This is a genomic window from Neorhizobium puerariae (assembly GCF_042429745.1).
GTDB classification, from domain to species: Bacteria; Pseudomonadota; Alphaproteobacteria; order Rhizobiales; family Rhizobiaceae; genus Neorhizobium; species Neorhizobium puerariae.
On record NZ_JBHMAA010000013.1, the window covers coordinates 1 to 19,664 of the forward strand.

Genomic DNA, 19,664 nt, shown 5'->3' on the forward strand with positions numbered 1-19,664 from the left:
GTCGAAGGCCTCGTCATAGGCCGGATGCACCGCGACGAGCTGGCCCTGCAGGTGGGTCGAAAGCTCCGTCACCTCGATGCCGTTCCGACGCGCCACGCCGGCGAATTCGTCGCAATAATCCTTCGACGTGGCAGCTTTCTTCAGATCGATGAGCCGGCCCGCCCACGTCGGCACCTGCACCCCGACATACCCCTTCTCCGAAGCCCACCGCGTGATCCCGTCCCAGCTGTCGAACGGTGCCACATCTCCCGCAAACTGACCCAGAAACAAAGCAGGGCCCTTCATCGTCTTCATAATATTTCCTCCTTAAAAAACGAGCGACGAGAATACGGCCCCTCACCCGACCTCCGCTCCGCTCGCCCCCAAGGGGAGAGGAGGAACGGCGACGGTGCCACTTTTCCCTTCTCCCCAAGGGGAGAAAACGCCGACAGGCGGATGAGGGGGCTCCGTGCATAAGCCTACCCGGAAATCAGAACGGAGAATCCGGGAAGTAGAAGTCCTTGGCATTGTCCTTCGTCACCAGCGTGGCATCGAGGATATACGTGCCGCTGACGGGGACCTGATCGTAGAAATGCGCGGCGGTTAGCTGCATGGCCGTCGCCACCATCGACGGCGGATAGAGAACGTCGACCGGAACCATCTTGTCGCCATCCATGACACGCTTGATCATGTCCTTGGAACCGGCGCCGGCGACGACATACTTGATGTCGGTGCGCTTGGCCTGGCTGATGGCTTCAAGGACGCCGACGGCCATGTCGTCGTCCTGGCACCAGACCACGTCGATCTTCGGATATTTGGTGAGGTAGTCCTGCATGACACGGAAGGCGTCGTCGCGGTTCCAGTTGCCGTACTGGCGTTCCAGGATCTTGACGCCGGAGCCCGCGATGCCCTTGTCGAAACCGTCCTGGCGCTGCTGGTCGATCGGGATCGGCAGGCCGCGGATGACGACGACCTGGGCATTCGGCGTGGTCTTGGCGATGTACTGGCCCGCAACCTCGCCAAGCGCCGGATTGTTGCCGGCGACGTAGAGGTCGCGGACGGAATTGTCGTTGCTCGACGGCGCCCGGTCGACGAGCGCAACGAAGCGGCCCTTGTCCTTGACCTGCTGGATGGCGTTGACGAGCGGGTCCGGATCGGTCGGCAGGATCACGAGACCGTCGATCCCCTGGACATCCAGGTCCTGCAGCGCGTTCGCCTGGCTGGCCGGGTCCGGAGAGGTCTTGAGGATGACGTTGAGCCCCTTGTGCTCCGCCATCAGCAGCTTCGCGACGCGTTCGGCATGGAATACGACGCCGGCGGTCCAGCCGTGGTCCGCGGCCGGAATGGAAACCCCGATCGTCACCTTCTTGTCCTGGGCGTATGCCGCGCCCGCAGCCAGGGCCAGCGCCGCGACGGCCAGGCCCAAAATTTGTCTGCGCATGTTTCTCTCTCCCTCAGTTTATCATGGGGTCTTGCATGTCCGAGGCAGGGCGCGACCCGAAAGCCCGGCCAATTTCCCCTGCTCGCCACGCCTCACTTGCGCATCAGCGACCGCTGCACCAGCATGGCGATGATGATGATCGCCCCCTGGATGGCGCCGATCAGGTATTCGCTGACGAAGTTCGAAAGCAGCATGATGTTGCCGACGATCTCGAGAATGAAAGCGCCGCAGATCGTGCCCCAGATGCGCCCGACGCCGCCCCGCAGCGCCGTGCCGCCGACCACGACAGCGGTGATCGCCTGCAACTCCCACAGGATGCCGGTCGTGGCGGAGGTGGAACCGAGGCGCGGCACGTAGAGCAGCACGGCGACCGCGACGCAGAGCCCCTGCACCACGTAGGCGACGGTGCGCACCCTGTTGACCGAGATGCCGGAATAACGCGCCACGTCCTCGTTGGAGCCGACCGCGATGACATGCCGGCCGTAGCGTGTGCGGTAGAGCACGAAGGCGGCGATCGCGGCGGTGACGAAGATGATGATGATCGGCACCGGAATGCCGGCGACCGAGCCGAAATAGACCGGCCGGTAAAGCGCCTGCAGCTCGCGGTCGCGCAACGTGATCGCCCCGCCCTGGGAAAGCCAGGTCGTCAGCCCGCGATAGATGCCCATCGTGCCGAGCGTCGCGATGAAAGGCTCGATCCGGCCGATCGTGGTGATGAGGCCGTTCGCCAGCCCGCAGGCGGCGCCGAGCGCGATCGCCAGCAGCATCGCCGTGACCAGCATCAACATCGGGTCGGCGACGGCGCCAGAATTCATGAACAGGATCATCAGGCTCGCCACGAACGCGACCATCGAACCGACGGAAAGGTCCAGCCCGCCGGACGAGATCACGTAGGTCGCGCCGAGCGCGATGATCGCGATGAAGGCGCTGCGGGTGATGACGTTGGTGAGGTTGGCGACGGAGATGAAGTTCGGATTGGCGAAATAACCGAGCACGAGCAGCAGCGCGAGTGCGATGAACGGCGCGATCGCCGCCATGTCCCAGTCTTTCGAGGTCCTGGGCGCCTTGGCCGTTTCGGTCGCGACGGAACTCATCACGCGGCCTCCCCGGATTTGACGCCTGTCGCAAGCACGACGATCTCGTTCTCGTTCATATGCTCTCCCGTCACCTCGCCGACGATCCGGCCGGACCGCATCACGAGGATGCGGTCGCAGATGCCGATCAGCTCCGGCATTTCGGAGGAGACGACGATGATCGAACGCCCCTCGTCGGCCAGTCTGGCGATGAACTTGTAGATCTGTTCCTTGTTGCCGATGTCGATGCCGCGCGTCGGCTCGTCGATGATGACGATCGAGGGATCGAGCATCATCATCTTGGCAAGCAGCAGCTTCTGCTGGTTGCCGCCGGAAAGCTGGCCGGCCAGGATGTCCTTGGCTCCGGTGCGGATGTCGAATTCACGGATCGCCCGGTCGAGCGCCTCGCCTTCCCGTTTGCGATCGATCTGCAGCGCACCGACGAACCGGCCGAGCGAGGCGAGCGTCAGGTTGACGCGCAGGTCCTTGGCAAGCAGCAGGCCCTTGCCCTTGCGGTCTTCCGAGAGATAGGCGATGCCTGCCCTGAGGCTCGCATGCACGCTGGGGAAATCGACCGGCTGGCCGTTCAGGCGGATCGCGCCGCGGCCGGGCCGAAGACCGACGAGCCCTTCCATCAGCTCCGTGCGGCCGGCGCCGACCAGGCCGGCGAAACCGAGGATCTCGCCCTTGCGGAGCTCGAAGGACGCGTCCTGCGCATGGCCCGGCACGTTGAGATGCTCGACCTTGAGCACGACCTCGCGCACCGCGGCCGCATGGCGATCCGGATAGAGCTTCGCCACATCGCGGCCGACCATCAGGCGGGCCATGTCGGCAGGTTGCAGCTCGCTTGCCGCATGGGACGCGACGAGGCGGCCGTCGCGCAGCACGGTGACCCGGTCGGCGATCTCTTTCACCTCCGGCAGGCGGTGGGAAATGTAGAGCACCCCGACGCCCTTGGCGCGGATGTCCTTGATGACCTTGAGCAGCGCCTCGGTCTCGTGCGGCGTCAGCGACGCGGTCGGTTCGTCGAAGATGACGATGCGATGCGGCACGAGCAGCACGCGGGCGATCTGCACGAGCTGACGCTGGGCGATGGAGAGGCGCGCGACAATGGCGTTCGGGTCGATATCTCCGCCGAGGTCCCGGATGGCCCTTGCCGCCCCCTCGTTCATCGCGCGGTCGTCGACCGTAAAGCCCTTCCCGAGTTCGCGGCCGAGATAGATGTTCTGGGCGACGGTCAGGTCGGGCGCCAGCAGGATTTCCTGGTGCACCAGCACGATGCCGCGATATTCCGCATCCACAGGCCCGGAAAAGGCGACCGCCTCCCCGTCCATCCTGATCTCGCCCCGGGTGGGCGGCAGGTTGCCCGCCAGGATCTTCATCAGCGTCGACTTGCCGGCGCCGTTCTCGCCGATGATGGCATGAACCTCGCCGGCGCGGACGGCGAGGCTGATGTCCTTCAGCACTTCGACGACGCCGAATGTCTTGGAAAGGCCTGCCGCCTCCAGCAGCGAAGCGGAAGAATTCGCCTCGGCCACAGCCATCACAGGGCCTCCGCCAGACGAAGGCCGCACGGTTCCGGACACCGGACCGTCGTCATACCGACAGCGTGTATGGAAACGATAGACTGCACCCGAACTCCTCCCGCCAGAGACGCTAGCCTAGATTCTGAGGTACGTAAAGCAGATTTGCCCGGCGCACGCGAACATGTGAGACAGGGCATTGAAAACTCTTCCGCCGGTTGTTCCCGGTGAAACCGTGGCTGCCGAACCCCTTATCCGCCTGCCGGCGTCCTCCCCCCGGAAACGGGGAGAAGACGAGGCACGACTGGCTCACACATACCGGTTCACCACGTTTTCCAGATACTCCTGGCGGCCGGAAGCCGGCTCGGGGGTGATGTTGTTCTTCTCCACCCAGGACGCGATGTCGTCCAGCTTGTATTCCCCGCGCAGCATCTTCTGGTATTCGGGGCTGTCCCACTTGCCGTAGCGGGCGTCGAGCGGGGTCTTCAGCGCGCCGTCGTCGATCATCTTCGCCGCAGCCTTGAGGCCGCGGGCGCAGCAATCCATGCCGCCGATATGGCCGATCAAGAGGTCCTGCGGATCGAGCGACTGGCGGCGCAGCTTGGCGTCGAAGTTCGTGCCGCCATTCCTGAAACCGCCGCCCGAAAGGACGTGGTAATAGGCAAGCGCCATTTCCGGCACGTTGTTCGGGAACTGGTCGGTGTCCCAGCCGGACTGGTAGTCGTTGCGGTTCATGTCGATCGAGCCGAAGATGCCGAACGTATTCGCCATGGCGATCTCATGCTCGAAGGAATGGCCGGCAAGGATCGCATGGCCCTGCTCGATATTGACCTTCACCTCGTTTTCCAGTCCGTTCTTCTGCAGGAAGGCATAGACGGTCGAGACGTCGAAATCGTACTGGTGCTTGGTCGGCTCCTGCGGCTTCGGCTCGATGAGGATCGTGCCCTCGAAGCCGATCTTGTACTTGTATTCGACCACGAGGTTGAGGAAGCGGCCCATCTGGTCGAGTTCGCGGGTGAAATCCGTGTTGAGGATGGTCTCGTAACCCTCGCGGCCGCCCCACAGCACGTAGTTGGAACCGCCGAGGCGCTTGGTGGCGTCGAGGCAGGTCTTGACGGTCGCCGCAGCGAACGCGAAGACGTCCGGGTCCGGATTGGTGGCCGCGCCCGCCATGTAGCGCCGGTTGGAGAAGAGGTTCGCCGTGCCCCAGAGCAGCCTGACGCCGGTCGCGGCCTGTTTCTCCTCGAAATAGTCGACGATCTCGTTGAGGTTCCTGGTATTCTCCGCGAAGGTCCTGCCTTCCGGGCGAACGTCCGCGTCATGGAAGCAATAGAAGGGCGCGCCGAGCAGGTTGAAGAACTCGAAGGCGACATCCGCCTTCAGCTTGGCCGCCTGCATGGAATCCTCGAACCACGGGCGCAGGAAGGTCTGGCCGCCAAAGGGGTCGCCGCCGGGCCAGGTGAAGGTGTGCCAGTAGGCGACCGCGAAGCGCAGATGGTCCTCCATGCGCTTGCCCGCGACGATCTCGTCGGGATTGTAGTGACGGAAGGCCAGCGGATTGGTGCTCTCGGGGCCTTCATACCTGATCTTCTGGATATCTCCGAAAAAGCCTGTGCTCATGGTTGGTTCCTCCTTGTGGGTTCGAATTCGGTGTTCAGCGGGTAAGGCCCCTCATCCGACCCTTCGGGCCACCTTCTCCCCGCCGGGGAGAAGGGGATTGAGGCGCCGCCGCGTTTCTCTTCTCCCCAGGGGGAGAAGGTGCCGGCAGGCGGATGAGGGGGAAGCCTCACACTCTCAGCTCGCCAGCGACCGGACCGCCGGATACGCCGCCCGATACCGCGCATACGCCGCCTCATAGGCCCCAGACACCGCCGAGACCGGATCGATGGTTTCCTCCGTCTCCGGCGCCGTGCAAACCGCAAGCGGATCGGCGCCCGTGGCCGCGACAAGGCCGAGCCGGGCCGCACCGAAGGCCGCGCCGAAATCGCCGTCCGCCGGAATATCGACCGGCACGCCGAGCGCCGTCGCGATCGAGGCGAGCCAATAGCGCGAACGCGAACCGCCGCCGATCGCGGTCACGCGGGAGATCGACGTGCCGGCGGATTTCAACGCCTCCAGATTGTCCCGGATCGCGAAGGTCACGCCCTCCAGCACCGCCTGGGTCAGCGCCGCACGGTCGCTTTCATGGCCAAGCCCGATGAACGAGCCACGGATGACCGCATCGTTGTGCGGCGTGCGCTCGCCGGAAAGATACGGCAGGAAGGTGACGCCGGTCGGCGCCTTCAGCACCTCGCCGAGTTCCTGCGTCAGCTCCGCTGCCGCCTTGCCGGCGATGTGCGAATACCAGTTGAGCGCATCGGTGGCCGACAGGATGACGCCCATCTGATGCCAGGTCCTCGGCAGCGCGTGGCAGAAGGCGTGCACGGCGCTTTCCGGCTTCGGCAGATAGGATGCGTTGGCGGCGAAGAGGACGCCGGACGTGCCGAGCGAAACGAAGGCGTTGCCGGCCGCGACCGTGCCCATGCCGCAGGCGGACGCCGCATTGTCCCCTGCCCCGCCGGCCACCACGACGTCACCGGAAATTCCCCAGGCGGACGCGAGTTCGGCGCGCAGCTTCCCGGCCTGTTCCGTGCCCTCGACCAGCGACGGCATCTGTTTTTCCGAAAGACCGGTGGCGGCGAGCAGGTCCGGCGACCATTTCCGCGCACCGGTATCGAGCCAGGAGGTTCCGGCGGAATCGGACATTTCGGAAATATGCTCGCCGGTCAGCCACAGGCGGAGATAATCCTTCGGCAGCAAGACCTTGGCGACCCGGGCGAAGATGTCCGGCTCGTTCTTCCTCACCCACGCGAGTTTCGGCGCGGTAAAGCCCGGGAACACGATATTGCCGGTAAGCTTGCGGAAGATCGGATTGGCGTCCAGCGCCGCGGCCTCCGCATGGGAGCGGGTGTCGTTCCACAGGATGCAGGGACGCAGCACCTTGTCCTCAACGTCGAGCAGCGTCGCACCATGCATCTGGCCGGAAAGCCCGATGCCCTTCACGGCAGAAAGCTCCTTCGGGAATTTCGCCCTGAGGCCGGCAACCGCGTCCTGCGTCGCGCGGACCCAGTGAGCGGGGTCCTGCTCCGACCAGCCGGAATGCGGGCGCGACACGTCCAGCGAGCCGCTCGCCGAGCCGATGATCTTCTGATCGCCGTCGATCAGCATCGCCTTGACGCCGGATGTGCCGAGATCGAGACCGAGATACATGGTGTTTCTCCTAATTCCGCCGCGTTCGCGGCCTTTTTTGTTTGCAGCGCATCTCTTCCGCAAACCGCTTCACACTTTTCGGCATGCGCCGGTCGGGATACCCTGGCGCTCAGGGCAGATTGTCCTTCAGAAAGATGTCGATGCGGATGCGTTCCTGCGCGGCAAGCACCGGCAGGCCGTCGGCCTTGGCCTTGAGCACGCGGATGGCACTGCGGACCTCGTGGCCCGCGTCCTGGTTCAGCACGGCGTCGATGATGCCGTCCGCAAGGGCCGCCCGCGTCGAAACGGTGAGTTCATGGGCGATGACGACCGGACGCTTCGGCACGTCCGCCTTCCGGATGGCGCGGATGAGGCCGCGATTGCCCGCGCCCAGGCTGTAGATGCCGGCCATGTCGGGGTGGCGGCGCAACGCGTCGGAAATCATCGTCTCGGCAAGCGCCGGATCGTCGCGGCCTTCCAGCACCGGCAGGATATGGATGCCCGGGAAAGCCTCGCCGATCGCCGCCGAAAACCCCTCCAGGCGCTCGCGGTGGTCGCGCACCAGCATCGAGCCGGCGAGCACCGCCACGGTGGCTTCGCGGCCGCTCAGGAAACGCCCCATCAGGCTGCCCGCCGTGCGGCCCGCGGCGATATTGTCGATGCCGGCATAATGGTCCCGCGGAGAATCCGGAAGGTCGGAAACCAGCGTGACGATCGGGATGCCCGCCGCCGTCACCCGCCTGGCGGCCGCCTGGACTTCCGGCGCGTCGAGAGCCACGAAGGAGACCCCGGCCGGTTTGTCGGCGATCGCCTTTTCGAGCGCGGCGACAAGCGCCTCGGGATCGAAGGGCGGCACGTCGGCGATGCGGATATGGGTGCGCTCCGCACTCGACCGGGAAATCGCCCCCCGCACCTCCTCGCGAAGGCCGATCATGAAGGAATTGTCGTTCTCCGGCAGGATGAAGACGAAGGAATAGGTGCGGCTCTTGGCGAGATTGGCGGCCGCGAGATCGCGCACGTAACCGAGCGCGGCGATCGCCTCCTCCACCTTAGAGCGGGTGATGGAACGCACGCCGGGACGGCCGTTCAGCACACGGTCCACCGTGGCGAGGCTGACGCCTGCGATTTTCGCGATGTCGTGGACCGTGGGTTTCATGGACGCCTCCCCGGGAAGGTCGTAGCCCAATTTCTGAGGTACGTAAATCAAAAAAATCTCAGGTCCCATCCGAGCCGGTGACCGGGCGGAATGCCGGCGCCGGAGACCTGCAACTTTATTGAAAATGACACACAGATATGCAACAATTGCGGGTAAGGACATTTTGGGGAAGAGGAGAGACGTCATGTCGGTTCTGGTTTCGCTTGCCACCTCCATCGCCGGTCTGATTGCGCCCTACCTGGTGGAAGGCGGAAAGAAATTTGCCGCCAAGGCCGGAGAGGCGGCCTGGGAAAAGGCGCAGGAGATCTGGACGGTCATTTTTCCGGCCGTCGAGTCGGACCGCAAACTCGGTCCGGCGACCGAACTTCTGGCGGCCGACAAGAACAGCAAGCCCATCCGCGAAGTCTTCGAAAAGGCGCTCCTGGAATATCTCGAAGCCAATCCGGATACGGCGGACAAATTGACCGCAATCCTCGGCGGCCCGCAGAGGGTTCAGGAGATTGCGGCCGAGCAAGGCGGCCTGATCGAAGGCGCGTCGCAGGAAATGGACGAGAGCGGAGAGCAGCGCATCCGCGCGATCGGCGGAACCGTCAAGGACGTCAAGCAGAAAATGTAGCGTCAGGCCTGCAGGTCGCCCAGGGAACGCTCGAACTTGAGAAGGACGCGGTCGAGCTTGGAGCGGCCGCGGGCAATCCTCGTCGTGAGCGAGCGCAGCCGCCCGATCTTCTTCCTGACCACGCCGACGGGATCGCGGTATTCCTTGATGGCGTATTCCATGTCCGTCAGCAGCGAAATGATCTCGAAGCGCCGTTCCCGGGTCACGTCGATGGCGACGATCTCGGTAAGGTGGAACAGGTCCAGGAAATCGTCGAGGAGCTGCTCGCGCGAAATACCTTTCCCGTTCCGGCCCTCGCCCGCGACCTGCCGGACGTTTTCAACGGTTCCGAAGAACGCGATGATATTCTGGGTGGTCGGACTGGCTTGCTTGGCCTCGTTGAACTGCGAATCCTCGTGAAGCCGCCGGCGGATGTTGTTTATGACGTTCTGGCGGCTGGTCATCTCGGAATGCCGCGCCATGATCGCCTCTATCTCGTCCGCCCTGACCATGTCCTCGGCGAGCGTGGCGATGGTGGCAAGATCGACGCCTGACTGCTCGCTCGCCGACTTGCGCAACGACGCGATATAACGTCCGTTCTCGATCATATACTTGGTATATCCCTCGTAGAGGATCTGGTCGTCGTCGACCTTGTCCAGCATCGCCGGCATGTTGCGCGAGAGGTTGCGGAAATTGGCCTGGTGGCAATAGGAATGGCTGAGATAGATGCGCAGCGCACGGGCCGACATGAAGACATCGCGCTCGATACTGTCCCGGACGATCAGCCACGCCACCTCCTTCGTCGGCAGGAAGCCGTAATACAGCCGGATATCGGCGACCTGTATCTGGACCCGGCTGAAGAACTTGGGGATCGGTCCGATTTCCGAGGCCTTCGCCTCGAAGAACACCACGGGCGGCGCCGAGAAGACGGCATCGACGATCGGACCCAGGCGCAATACCGGCTCGGCGGTCGTGCGGGATTGAAACAGGCGGCAAAGCTCCCTGCCGGCCTTGTCCAGCGCGCATTCGCGGGGGTTGCGGTGCGAGATTCCGAGGCCGCCTTTCCTGACGTGATCCCACAGGCCGTCGATGTCCACCTTCTCGCCATCGGGGCGCGCCACGACATTCAGGTCGATCCGCCCGCAGGCGGAATCGAGCTGGTAGTAGCGTATGGAACGCGCCCGGGCGTGCCATTTCGAAATCTCGTCGGCGGGTTCCGGCAATTGAAGCTCGCAGATGCGATGCAGGGGGAAATAGTATTTCTCGGTGGCGGCATGGGGGTTCTCGCCCCACATGCGCTGCCGCGACAGCCCGGCCGAACGGAGAAAATGGCTGTTCCGCTCCTGCTGGGTCAGCGAACTGAAGTCGACGCCGACATGCCCGAGCCCATCGGCGAAGAACGTTCTCAGATCGGAGACGGGAAAGGACAGGGATAGCAGCATGATCGGCTAGACGGGGCGCCAGTGCGAAACCGTGGCGCCCCTAGTGCCAAGCAGACGCTCTGACATTGAGCTACTCTCCCATAGAGCGGGAGAGACGGGATTTGAACCCGCAGCCTCCTGCGTTTAGGTACTATTTTCTGGAGTGCCTTCCTTGGTCGATTGCCAAGAAACAGCGTCCTTAAAGTAGAATATCTGGAAGTAAAGTCAACTAAAAGAAAAGGGCCGCCACAGATGTGGCAGCCCCTTCCGGCGGTGGAGGGTTGTGATCAGTGCCCGCCCCCACCGGCACCTGCAGGTCGCGCCGGCTTGGCGATCAGGAGAACGAAGAGGATGAGGCTGGCGAAGAGGCCGGTCAGCAGCAGGAAGACATCCGCGAACGACAGCAGCCAAGCCTGCTGGGTAATGATGCCGGAGAGCTTCTGCAACGCCACGGAACTGCCGTCCAGGCCGTAGGAACTGTAGTTCCCGCCGACATTGTTCAGCCAGTCGAGCGCGGCGGGATTGCCGTAGTTCACATGCTCGGACAGCCGGGCATAGTGCTCGTCGGTCCGTTGCGTCAGCATGGTGTTGATGATGGCAAGGCCCACCGCGCCGCCGAGGTTGCGGGTCAGGTTGAAGAGACCCGAGGCGCCCTGGATGCGCTGCGGCGGCAGGGTGCCGAGCGCGATGTTGTTGATCGGCACCATGCACATCATCATCGAGGCGCCGCGCAATATCTGCGGCAGGAACAGCTCCCAGAAATCCCAGTCTCCGGTGATCCCCGTCATCATCCAGGTTCCGATCGCGAAGCCCCCGAAGCCAACCGCCATCATCAGGCGCAGGTCGAGCACGTTCGTCAGGCGCCCGACGATCGGCGCCGCGAAGAACATGGCAAGGCCGGAGACGAACATGGTCTCGCCGATCATCAGCGAGTCATAGCCTCGGATGCGGCCGAGATAGAGCGGATAGAGATAGGTGAGGCCGTAGAGGCCGACGCCCATCACGAAGGAGAAAAGCGAGCCGAAGGCGAAATTGGCGTTGGCGAAGGCCCTCAGATCCACCACCGGGAACTCCACCCGGAAGGCGCGCCAGAAGAAGACCACGGCACCGACGAAGATGAAGACCGTGCCGATGACGATATGCTCGTCGCTGAACCAGTCCTTGTTGTTGCCTTCCTCCAGCACGTATTCCAGCGACCCGAGGAACACCGCCATGGAGAAGAGCCCCCACCAGTCGAACTTCCGCATCAGGTGAAGCTGCGGCTTGTCGAAGTCGATCAGGCTCCACGCGGCGGCGGTCACGAGGATGCCGGGGATGATGTTGACGAGGAAAAGCCAGTGCCACGAGAAGGCGTGGGAAAGGTAGCCGCCGACCGTCGGGCCGATCGTCGGCGCGAGAGTGGCGACCAGGCCGATGATCGGCGAGACGATGCTGCGTTTCGACGGCGGGAAGATGGTGAAGGCCGCCGCGAAGACCGACGGGATCATGCCGCCGCCGATGAAGCCCTGGAGCGCCCGGTAGACGATCATCTGCTCGATATTGGACGCGGTGGCGCAAAGCGCGCTGGCAAGCGTAAAGCCGCCGGCGCAGACGGTGAAAAGCACGCGGGTCGAGACGATGCGCGCCAGCGTTCCCGACAGCGGGATCATGATGACTTCGGCAATCAGGTAGGAAGTCTGCACCCAGGCTATTTCGTCCGAGCCGGCGGAAAGGCCGGCCTGGATTTCGGAAAGCGAGGCCGACACGATCTGGATGTCGAGGATCGACATGAACATGCCGAAGACCATCGCGAAGAAGGCGATGACCTTCCGTCGGTCCATCGGCGGGTCTGCGGGCCTTGCGCCCGCTACGGCCGTTGCGGTTGCCATGGCCGTTCTCCTTGCGCTTATTTGGCGGCGACCGCGTTGCCGGCCGGGGCGGTGCGGGTGTCGACGTCGACCACGACGCTCAGCCCTGCACGCAGGTGCTCGCGTTCCAGGTCCTCCTGCGGGATCGAGATGCGGACCGGCACGCGCTGCACGACCTTGGTGAAGTTGCCCGTGGCGTTTTCCGGCGGGAGCATCGAGAAGACCGCGCCCGAGGCAGGCGCGATCGACTGGACCGTGCCGATGATCGGATGGTCTTCATAGGCATCCACATGCACGCGAACCTTCGAGCCCGGCTCCAGATGGCCGATCTGGGTCTCCTTGAAATTCGCCTTGATATAAAGCTCGGTCAGCGGCACGAGCGAGGCGATCCGCTTGCCGACGGAAAGGAGGTCGCCCGTCTGGACGGCGAGGTTGCCGATGATGCCGTCGTAGGGCGCCTTGAGCACCGTGAAGTCGAGGTCGCGCTGGGCCTGGTCGCGGGCAAGCTCCTGGGTGCGGACAGTGTTGACCGCTTCCTTGCGCTGCGCCTGCAGCAGGCCGATATTCGCGTCGGCGGAGGCGACGGCCGCCTGGCCGGCGACGAGATTGGCGCGGGCCTGTTCGAGCGCGATCTGGGCGTTGTCGAGATCGGCCGCCGTGCCGACGGACTTCGCGGCAAGCTCGCTGGCGCGCTTGTAGGTGATCTCGGCGCCGCGGACGGCGGCCTCCAGGGCACCCTGCTGCGCCTTGGACTGGGCAAGCGCCGCCTGGGCGCCGACGATCTGCGCGTCGATGCGCGAGATCGCGAGCTTGGCGGATTCGATCGCGGCTTCGGCCTTTTCAAGCGCCAGCCTGTAATCGCCGTCATCGAGGGTGACGAGCGGATCGCCGGCCTTGACCGACTGGTTCTCGACGACATTAACCTTGGCGACGTAACCTGATACCTTGGGGGAGATGACGGCGAGATCGCCTTCCACATAGGCGTCGTCCGTCGAGACGAGGAACCGGCCGTCGACCCACCAGTCGTAGCCGTACCATGCCGCACCGCCGAGGAGGGCGAGCGCGATGACCGGCAGCAGGAAACCACGCCGCTTCTTCTGTTCGGGCGCCTTGGCGGCGGCGGGCGCCGCGATCGCTTCGGCCGCGGCGGGCTTTTCCGCCGCCGGCTCGCTCTTGCGGGCTTCCGCTTCCACAGGGCCTGCATTGTCCATCGTCACGGCGCGCAGCGCGCCGGCATTCTGAGGAGCCGTCATGGTCTATTACCGTGTTGGGAGTACAGTCTTCATCGAACCGCTCGGTTCAATGCGCTTGACATAGACCTTTCGATGACACATATCAAGAGCAATCGAACCGCTCGGTTCGAAAAGGTTAAAAAAGGCATTGAAATGGCCAGGCAGACGAGGAAGCTGGAAAGATCCGATCCCGGTCCAGCCGGACGTTTCGCGGCAGGCGCGGACCCCGTGAAGCGGGAACAGATCATCGACGGTGCGAAGCGCGTTTTCATGAAGCTCGGCTTCCACGCGGCGAGCATGAACGACATCACCCGTGAGGCCGGTGTCTCGAAGGGCACGATCTACGTCTATTTCCAGAACAAGGAAGACCTGTTCGGCGCGATCGTCGCGCAGGAGCGCGAGCGCATCACCCTCAGGATGCGCGATATCCTGGCCGGCAGCGAGGAGGTCGAGGACGGGCTCTACCGCTTCGGCATGGGCTTTGCCGCGCACATCACCTCCCCGCAGGTGATCAACGCGATGCGCACGGTGATCGGCGTCGTGGACCGCATGCCGAGCCTCTGTCGGCAGTTTTTCAATTCCTCCTCGATGAACGTCCGCACCGTCCTGGACGACTTCATCAAGCGGCATGTGGCGCTCGGCAACATCAAGGTCGAGGACACGGACCTGGCTGCCCGGCAATTCATCGAGATGGCAAGCGGCACGTTCTTCAAGTTCCGGCTGTTCGGCGACCTCCAGGACGTTCCGCCGCAAAAGGAACTGGATCACGTCGTCAGGGGCGCCATCCGCGTTTTCATGGCCGCCTATGGAAACCACGACGCGCCCGTGACCGCCAAAGCACGCGAACACGCCTGATTTCGACGGGTTGTTGCACAACCTCCTCTTGTCTTTGCGTTCCCGATCCTTAAATCGGTGGGGCTGTTACGCCTCGAGATTGAGAAAGGATGGGAATGCAGGAGATCGCTGCGCTGCTTACGGACCCGGCCGCCTGGGTGGCGCTGGTTACGCTCGTCGTCATGGAAGTCGTGCTCGGCATCGACAACCTGATCTTCATTTCCATCCTCACCAACAAGCTGCCGGCCGAGCACCGCGAGAGGGCGCGGCGCATCGGCATCGGGCTGGCGCTCATCATGCGGCTGGCCCTGCTCGGCACCATCGCCTGGATCGTCCAGCTCACCAATCCGCTCTTCGAGGCCTTCGGCCACGGCTTTTCCTGGAAGGACCTGATCCTGATCGCCGGCGGCCTGTTCCTCGTCTGGAAGGCGACCAAGGAAATTCACCACAACGTCGATCCCGAGGATCACGGCGAGGACTTCATCGCAAGCTCGGCGACGACCACCTTCGCCTCCGCCATCGGCCAGATCCTGCTTCTCGACCTCGTCTTCTCGATCGACAGCATCATCACCGCCGTTGGCATGACGCCGCACCTGCCGATCATGGTGGTCGCCGTCATCGTCGCGGTGACCGTGATGCTGGTGGCCGCCACCCCGCTCGCCAATTTCATCGAGAGGAACCCGACGATCGTCATGCTGGCGCTCGCCTTCCTCCTGATGATCGGCACGACGCTGATCGCCGAAGGCATGGGCTTCCATGTCCCGAAGGGTTACGTCTATGCCGCCATGGCCTTCTCGGCGCTGGTTGAGGTGCTGAACATGATCGCGAGAAACGCCCGCAAGCGAAACAAGGGCGGCGAAGAGACGCTGCATTGACGGACCGCCTCCTGTCCGGGCGAGCCGGTCCGGACGGAACCACGCGCGAAGCAGAACGTTTTGAAAAAGACCATTGCCATAGACGGCGACAACATCCGCGACATCTCCTCGTTCTATGAGGAGATCAACCGCGTGTTCATGGCCAACGAGAATTGGAAGCTCGGCCCGAACCTCGATGCACTGAACGACCTTCTTTACGGAGGCTTCGGCGCCATCAATGGCAACGAACCCGTGGCGCTGGTCTGGCTGAACATGGAAAAGAACAGGGCCGACCTCGGCCTTGATCTTACACGGACATTCTACCGCGACAAGCTGCGGCATCCCGAGACATACGACTCGGACAGGATCGGCAAGGACCTAGCCGCTCTGGAGAATGGCACAGGCGAGACCTATTTCGAGATCGTGCTGCAGATCATAGCCGACCATCCCAATATCGAGCTGCTCGCCTGCTAGGCCGGCCCCGGTCGGGCGGAAAAACCCAGCCTTCCGGGGCGCTTCCTGTCAGCTCTTCGCCAGTTCCTTGTCGATCGCCGCGACGAGCCGGCTGTCTTCGGCGGTCACATCGGGCGCGAAGCGGGCCACGATCCGGCCGTCCCGGCCGATCAGGAACTTCTCGAAATTCCAGACGATCTCGTTGTCGTCGGCGACCTCCGTGCCGAAGCCGCGCAGCCTCTCCTTCATCGGGCCGTCGCCGGTGGTGGGAACGCCGGATTCCGTCAGTTCCCTGTAAAGCGGGTGCTTGTCCTCGCCCTTGACGGAAATCTTCGAGAAGATCGGGAATTTCACGTCGTAGGTGAGCGTGCAGAACTCGACGATCTCGGCATCCGTGCCGGGCTCCTGCCCCTTGAAATTGTTTGCCGGGAAGGCGGTGACGACGAAGCCCTTGCCACGCTTGTCCTCGTAGAGCTTTTCGAGACCTTCGTATTGTTTCGTCAGGCCGCATTTCGAGGCGACGTTGACGACCAGCATCACCTGCCCCTTGTATTCGGAAAGCGAGGTCTCGCGGCCGTCGGCCAGCTTGACGGGAATATTCAGAACATCACTCATCGACAAATCTCCATGAAAAACAGCAAATCGGCAGACGGTCACAAACTATTCCAACGGACCTGATTGTCCAGCGTCCCTTCCGGGCCTCCCTCCGCGCCAGCCCGCCGGCGGGCTCCATGCCCGGCCGCGGCCCGGCAGATCAGGGCGGATATGCGCCCAAAAACCTTGACGCCCGCACCTGAATATGCGCTAAGGCCTGCCAAAATCGACATTCTCACAAGAATTATTCGCGCCGCCGAGGCGCCAAGATCGAGTAGCATCCATGAGCACGACCGGCCCCCGCGTCCGCATCGCCCCCTCGCCCACCGGCGAACCGCATGTCGGCACCGCCTATATCGCCCTGTTCAACTATCTCTTCGCCAAGAAGCACGGCGGCACCTTCATCCTGCGTATCGAGGATACGGATGCCACGCGCTCCACGCTGGAATTCGAGCAGAAGGTGCTGGATGCCCTGAAATGGACCGGCCTGACCTGGTCGGAAGGCCCGGATGTCGGCGGCCCCTACGGCCCCTACCGCCAGTCCGACCGCAAGGCGATGTACCAGCCCTACGGCCAGGAACTGCTCGACAAGGGACACGCCTTCCGCTGCTTCTGCACGCCCGAGCGGCTCGAGGAGATGCGCGAGGCGCAGCGCGCCGCGGGCAAGCCGCCGAAATACGACGGCCTGTGCCTGAACCTGAAGGCCGAAGAAGTGACCTCGCGCGTGGCGGCGGGCGAAGCCTCCGTCATCCGCATGAAGATCCCGACCGAGGGCAATTGCGAATTCCACGACGGCGTTTATGGCGACGTGTCGATCCCGTGGGATTCGGTCGACATGCAGGTGCTGATCAAGGCCGACGGCATGCCGACCTACCACATGGCGAATGTCATCGACGACCACCTGATGAAGATCACCCACGTCGCGCGCGGCGAGGAATGGCTTGCATCCGTGCCGAAGCACATCCTGCTCTACCGCTATTTCGGCTGGGAGCAGCCGGTCTTCATGCATCTGTCCCTGATGCGCAATGCCGACAAGTCGAAGCTCTCGAAGCGCAAGAACCCGACCTCGATCTCCTATTATTCCGCGCTCGGCTATCTGCCGGAAGCGCTGATGAATTTCCTCGGCCTGTTCTTCATCCAGATCGCCGAGGGCGAGGAACTGCTGACGATGGACGAACTCACCGGGAAGTTCGACCCGGAGAACCTTTCCAAGGCGGGTGCGATCTTCGACATCCAGAAGCTCGACTGGCTGAACGGCCGCTGGATTCGCGAGAAGCTTTCACCGGAGGAATTCATCGGCCGCACGCTGGAATGGGCCTCCGAGAACGAACGCCTGACGGAAGGCCTGAAGCTGTCGCAGAGCCGCATTTCCAGGCTCGGCGAACTGCCGAATCTGGCCGGCTTCCTGCTGTCCTCCGATGTCGGCCTGACCCCGGCTTCGTTCGCGGGCCTGAAAACCAGCCCCGCCGAGACGCTGGAAATCGTCAACACCGTCCAGGCCGATCTCGAAAAGATCCTCGAATGGAATGTCGAGACGATCGATGCCGAGCTGCGTGCCGTGTCCGACAGGCTCGGCAAGAAGCTGCGCGTCGTGACCCCGCCGCTTTTCGTTGCGATGTCCGGCTCGTCACGCTCGCTGCCGCTGTTCGACTCAATGGCGCTGCTCGGCCGCTCCGTCGTACGCCAGCGGCTGAAGATCGCCGCGACGGTGGTGGCTTCGATGGTGGGAAGCGCGGCCTGAGCCCGCCCCCCTCATCCGCCTGCCGGCACCTTCTCCCCGAGGGGAGAAGAGGACCGCGGCATCGGCGGCATATTCCAGTCCCCTCTCCACCCGGGGGGGAGGGTAGGGTGAGGGGGCTAGGGCTCCGGCATGGGAATTGATCTGCGGCAACGCCGCCGAAAAGGCAACTAAGATGACCGACAACAACACGACAAACGAGACCGCCCTCTCCTCCGACGCCACGCAGGTGCGCGCCCAGAAGCTCGCCATCCTTCGCGAGAAGGTGGGAGACGTCTATCCGGCGCATTTCCACCGCACGCTGACCAACGCGGAACTGGCCGAGAAATACAAGAACCTCGAAGCCGACGTGGAGACCCAGGACATCGTGACGGTCGCCGGCCGGGTCTATTCCTCGCGCAATTCCGGCATGTTCATGGACATCCATGACGCCTCGGGCAAGGTGCAGATCTTCTCCCACAAGGATACGACGCCGGAAGAAGCCCGCGCGCTTCTCTCCCTGATCGATATCGGCGACATCATCGGCGTGACCGGAGTCGTGCGCCGCACCAAGCGCGGCGAGCTCACGATCAACGCCCGGTCGATCATCATGCTCACCAAGTCGCTGCTGCCGATGCCGGAGAAGTGGCATGGCCTCTCGGATATCGAGCTGCGCTACCGCAAGCGCCATCTCGACATCATGACCAACGAGGAATCCAAGCTGCGCTTCCAGCAGCGCAGCCGCATCGTCTCGGGCATCCGCCGCTTCATGGAAAACGACGGCTTCATGGAAGTCGAGACGCCGATGCTGCATTCGGTCTATGGCGGCGCCACCGCCGAGCCGTTCAAGACGCATCACAACACGCTGAAGCTCGACATGTACCTGCGCATCGCGCCGGAACTGTTCCTGAAGCGCACGCTGGTCTCCGGCCTCACCGACAAGGTCTTCGAGATCAACCGCAACTTCCGCAACGAAGGCGTCTCGACCCGGCACAATCCGGAATTCACGATGATGGAGTGCTACTGGGCCTATGCGGACTACGAGGACATCATGGACCTCGTGGAGCGCATGTTCGCCCAGCTCGCCGTGGCCATCCACGGCTCGACCGAGTTCAAATTCCAGGACAAGGAACTTTCCTTCAAGGGCCCGTTCAAGCGTGTGCCCATGCCCGACGCCGTCAGGGAAGCGACCGGCATCGACTTCCTGGCGATCAAGACCGACGAGGAAGCCCGCGCCGCCGCCAGGGCCGCCGGTTTCGAGGTCGAGAAGGACTGGACCTGGGGCGAATGCCTCGCCTTCATCTTCGAGGAAAAGGTCGAGCCGACGCTGATCCAGCCGAGCCACGTCACGCATTTCCCGAAGGACATCTCGCCCTTCGCCAAGGAAGTGCCGGGCGATCCGCGCCTCGTGGAACGCTTCGAGACCTATTGCAACACCTGGGAACTCGGCAACGCCTTCTCCGAGCTCAACGATCCGGAAGAGCAGCGCCGCCGCATGGTGGAGCAGCTCGAGCAGGCGCATGCCCGCGGCGAGAAGGAAAAGCAGCTCGACGACGAATTCCTGGACGCCATGGACCAGGGCATGCCGCCCGCCGGGGGCCTGGGCATCGGCGTCGACCGCCTCGTCATGCTGCTGACCGACTCGCCGTCGATCCGCGACGTCATCCTCTTCCCGGCGCGCCGCAACAAGCAGGATTGATCGGGAAAAAGGGCCGGT

Annotated in this window: 16 protein-coding genes and 2 pseudogenes; 7 read left to right on the forward strand and 11 right to left on the reverse strand. The window is 63.6% G+C overall.

Translation table 11 applies throughout. The annotated features are described in order from the left end of the window. From ACFFP0_RS10820 to xylA, 5 genes and pseudogenes are all read right to left on the reverse strand, one after another. Nucleotides 1-294 (reverse strand): annotated as a pseudogene (locus tag ACFFP0_RS10820) (sugar phosphate isomerase/epimerase); the annotation flags it as partial. A 175-nt stretch (nucleotides 295-469) separates the two neighbouring features. After that, nucleotides 470-1,420: a substrate-binding domain-containing protein gene (locus tag ACFFP0_RS10825; RefSeq protein ID WP_377260252.1), complete on the reverse strand. Its 951-nt coding sequence runs from the start codon at nucleotides 1,418-1,420 to the stop codon at nucleotides 470-472. Nucleotides 1,421-1,512: 92 nt separating this feature from the next. Next, nucleotides 1,513-2,514, reverse strand: a complete 1,002-nt coding sequence (locus ACFFP0_RS10830) for an ABC transporter permease (RefSeq protein WP_377260254.1) — start codon at nucleotides 2,512-2,514, stop codon at nucleotides 1,513-1,515. Continuing rightward, the gene (locus tag ACFFP0_RS10835; protein WP_377260256.1) at nucleotides 2,514-4,037 is read right to left on the reverse strand and encodes a sugar ABC transporter ATP-binding protein; all 1,524 of its coding nucleotides are present in this window, start codon (nucleotides 4,035-4,037) and stop codon (nucleotides 2,514-2,516) included. Before ACFFP0_RS10835 ends, ACFFP0_RS10830 begins: the two co-directional genes overlap by 1 nt. A 288-nt stretch (nucleotides 4,038-4,325) precedes the next feature. After that, nucleotides 4,326-5,636, reverse strand: a complete 1,311-nt coding sequence (gene xylA / locus ACFFP0_RS10840; protein WP_377260258.1) for a xylose isomerase — start codon at nucleotides 5,634-5,636, stop codon at nucleotides 4,326-4,328. A 48-nt stretch (nucleotides 5,637-5,684) separates the two neighbouring features. On the opposite strand from xylA, the pseudogene ACFFP0_RS32075 reads away from it, so the two are divergent. After that, a pseudogene (locus tag ACFFP0_RS32075) lies at nucleotides 5,685-5,803 on the forward strand (endonuclease domain-containing protein); the annotation flags it as partial. A gap of 7 nt (nucleotides 5,804-5,810) precedes the next feature. Here ACFFP0_RS32075 and xylB read toward each other — a convergent pair. Next, nucleotides 5,811-7,265, reverse strand: coding sequence for a xylulokinase (gene xylB, locus ACFFP0_RS10845; protein ID WP_377260260.1), 1,455 nt, complete (start codon nucleotides 7,263-7,265; stop codon nucleotides 5,811-5,813). Nucleotides 7,266-7,374: 109 nt separating this feature from the next. Beyond that, nucleotides 7,375-8,400, reverse strand: a complete 1,026-nt coding sequence (locus tag ACFFP0_RS10850; RefSeq protein ID WP_377260262.1) for a LacI family DNA-binding transcriptional regulator — start codon at nucleotides 8,398-8,400, stop codon at nucleotides 7,375-7,377. A 184-nt stretch (nucleotides 8,401-8,584) separates the two neighbouring features. Between ACFFP0_RS10850 and ACFFP0_RS10855 the strand changes: the two genes are divergently transcribed. Then, nucleotides 8,585-9,016, forward strand: coding sequence for a hemophore-related protein (locus tag ACFFP0_RS10855; protein WP_377260264.1), 432 nt, complete (start codon nucleotides 8,585-8,587; stop codon nucleotides 9,014-9,016). A gap of 2 nt (nucleotides 9,017-9,018) precedes the next feature. On the opposite strand, the gene ACFFP0_RS10860 is transcribed toward ACFFP0_RS10855, so the two are convergent. The 3 genes from ACFFP0_RS10860 to ACFFP0_RS10870 form a co-directional block, all read right to left on the reverse strand. Continuing rightward, entirely contained in the window at nucleotides 9,019-10,437 is a 1,419-nt protein-coding gene (locus ACFFP0_RS10860) for a hypothetical protein (protein WP_377260266.1), read from the reverse strand. Between the two features lie 266 nt (nucleotides 10,438-10,703). Continuing rightward, complete coding sequence (locus ACFFP0_RS10865) at nucleotides 10,704-12,284, reverse strand: DHA2 family efflux MFS transporter permease subunit (RefSeq protein ID WP_377260268.1); 1,581 nt, start codon at nucleotides 12,282-12,284, stop codon at nucleotides 10,704-10,706. A 17-nt stretch (nucleotides 12,285-12,301) separates the two neighbouring features. Next, nucleotides 12,302-13,516, reverse strand: a complete 1,215-nt coding sequence (locus ACFFP0_RS10870; RefSeq protein ID WP_377260270.1) for an HlyD family secretion protein — start codon at nucleotides 13,514-13,516, stop codon at nucleotides 12,302-12,304. A gap of 132 nt (nucleotides 13,517-13,648) precedes the next feature. On the opposite strand from ACFFP0_RS10870, the gene ACFFP0_RS10875 reads away from it, so the two are divergent. From ACFFP0_RS10875 to ACFFP0_RS10885, 3 genes are all read left to right on the forward strand, one after another. Further along, nucleotides 13,649-14,350 carry a TetR/AcrR family transcriptional regulator gene (locus tag ACFFP0_RS10875; RefSeq protein WP_377260272.1) on the forward strand — a complete coding sequence of 234 codons (702 nt, stop codon included), beginning with the start codon at nucleotides 13,649-13,651 and terminating at the stop codon, nucleotides 14,348-14,350. Between the two features lie 95 nt (nucleotides 14,351-14,445). Further along, a complete protein-coding gene (locus ACFFP0_RS10880; protein WP_377260274.1) occupies nucleotides 14,446-15,204 on the forward strand; it encodes a TerC family protein in 759 nt (252 codons plus the stop codon). Nucleotides 15,205-15,264: 60 nt separating this feature from the next. Then, on the forward strand, nucleotides 15,265-15,657 hold the full coding sequence (locus ACFFP0_RS10885) for a barstar family protein (protein ID WP_377260276.1): 393 nt from the start codon (nucleotides 15,265-15,267) through the stop codon (nucleotides 15,655-15,657). Nucleotides 15,658-15,705: 48 nt separating this feature from the next. Here ACFFP0_RS10885 and ACFFP0_RS10890 read toward each other — a convergent pair whose 3' ends face one another. After that, a complete protein-coding gene (locus tag ACFFP0_RS10890) occupies nucleotides 15,706-16,251 on the reverse strand; it encodes a glutathione peroxidase (protein ID WP_377260278.1) in 546 nt (181 codons plus the stop codon). Between the two features lie 262 nt (nucleotides 16,252-16,513). Between ACFFP0_RS10890 and gltX the strand changes: the two genes are divergently transcribed. Continuing rightward, nucleotides 16,514-17,971 carry a glutamate--tRNA ligase gene (gltX, locus tag ACFFP0_RS10895; RefSeq protein WP_377260280.1) on the forward strand — a complete coding sequence of 486 codons (1,458 nt, stop codon included), beginning with the start codon at nucleotides 16,514-16,516 and terminating at the stop codon, nucleotides 17,969-17,971. Between the two features lie 172 nt (nucleotides 17,972-18,143). Beyond that, the gene (lysS, locus tag ACFFP0_RS10900; protein ID WP_377260282.1) at nucleotides 18,144-19,646 is read left to right on the forward strand and encodes a lysine--tRNA ligase; all 1,503 of its coding nucleotides are present in this window, start codon (nucleotides 18,144-18,146) and stop codon (nucleotides 19,644-19,646) included. The last annotated feature ends 18 nt before the right edge of the window (nucleotides 19,647-19,664 follow it).

What these genes read in the sequence shown, in the direction of transcription:
- xylB (WP_377260260.1), bottom strand. Translation starts at nt 7,265, where the DNA reads ATGTATCTCGGTCTCGATCTCGGCACATCCGGCGTCAAGGCGATGCTG.
- ACFFP0_RS10855 (WP_377260264.1), top strand. Translation starts at nt 8,585, where the DNA reads ATGTCGGTTCTGGTTTCGCTTGCCACCTCCATCGCCGGTCTGATTGCG.
- ACFFP0_RS10880 (WP_377260274.1), top strand. Translation starts at nt 14,446, where the DNA reads ATGCAGGAGATCGCTGCGCTGCTTACGGACCCGGCCGCCTGGGTGGCG.
- ACFFP0_RS10865 (WP_377260268.1), bottom strand. Translation starts at nt 12,284, where the DNA reads ATGGCAACCGCAACGGCCGTAGCGGGCGCAAGGCCCGCAGACCCGCCG.
- ACFFP0_RS10860 (WP_377260266.1), bottom strand. Translation starts at nt 10,437, where the DNA reads ATGCTGCTATCCCTGTCCTTTCCCGTCTCCGATCTGAGAACGTTCTTC.
- ACFFP0_RS10830 (WP_377260254.1), bottom strand. Translation starts at nt 2,514, where the DNA reads ATGAGTTCCGTCGCGACCGAAACGGCCAAGGCGCCCAGGACCTCGAAA.
- ACFFP0_RS10890 (WP_377260278.1), bottom strand. Translation starts at nt 16,251, where the DNA reads ATGAGTGATGTTCTGAATATTCCCGTCAAGCTGGCCGACGGCCGCGAG.
- xylA (WP_377260258.1), bottom strand. Translation starts at nt 5,636, where the DNA reads ATGAGCACAGGCTTTTTCGGAGATATCCAGAAGATCAGGTATGAAGGC.
- ACFFP0_RS10850 (WP_377260262.1), bottom strand. Translation starts at nt 8,400, where the DNA reads ATGAAACCCACGGTCCACGACATCGCGAAAATCGCAGGCGTCAGCCTC.
- ACFFP0_RS10875 (WP_377260272.1), top strand. Translation starts at nt 13,649, where the DNA reads ATGGCCAGGCAGACGAGGAAGCTGGAAAGATCCGATCCCGGTCCAGCC.
- ACFFP0_RS10835 (WP_377260256.1), bottom strand. Translation starts at nt 4,037, where the DNA reads ATGGCTGTGGCCGAGGCGAATTCTTCCGCTTCGCTGCTGGAGGCGGCA.
- gltX (WP_377260280.1), top strand. Translation starts at nt 16,514, where the DNA reads ATGAGCACGACCGGCCCCCGCGTCCGCATCGCCCCCTCGCCCACCGGC.
- ACFFP0_RS10870 (WP_377260270.1), bottom strand. Translation starts at nt 13,516, where the DNA reads ATGACGGCTCCTCAGAATGCCGGCGCGCTGCGCGCCGTGACGATGGAC.
- ACFFP0_RS10825 (WP_377260252.1), bottom strand. Translation starts at nt 1,420, where the DNA reads ATGCGCAGACAAATTTTGGGCCTGGCCGTCGCGGCGCTGGCCCTGGCT.
- lysS (WP_377260282.1), top strand. Translation starts at nt 18,144, where the DNA reads ATGACCGACAACAACACGACAAACGAGACCGCCCTCTCCTCCGACGCC.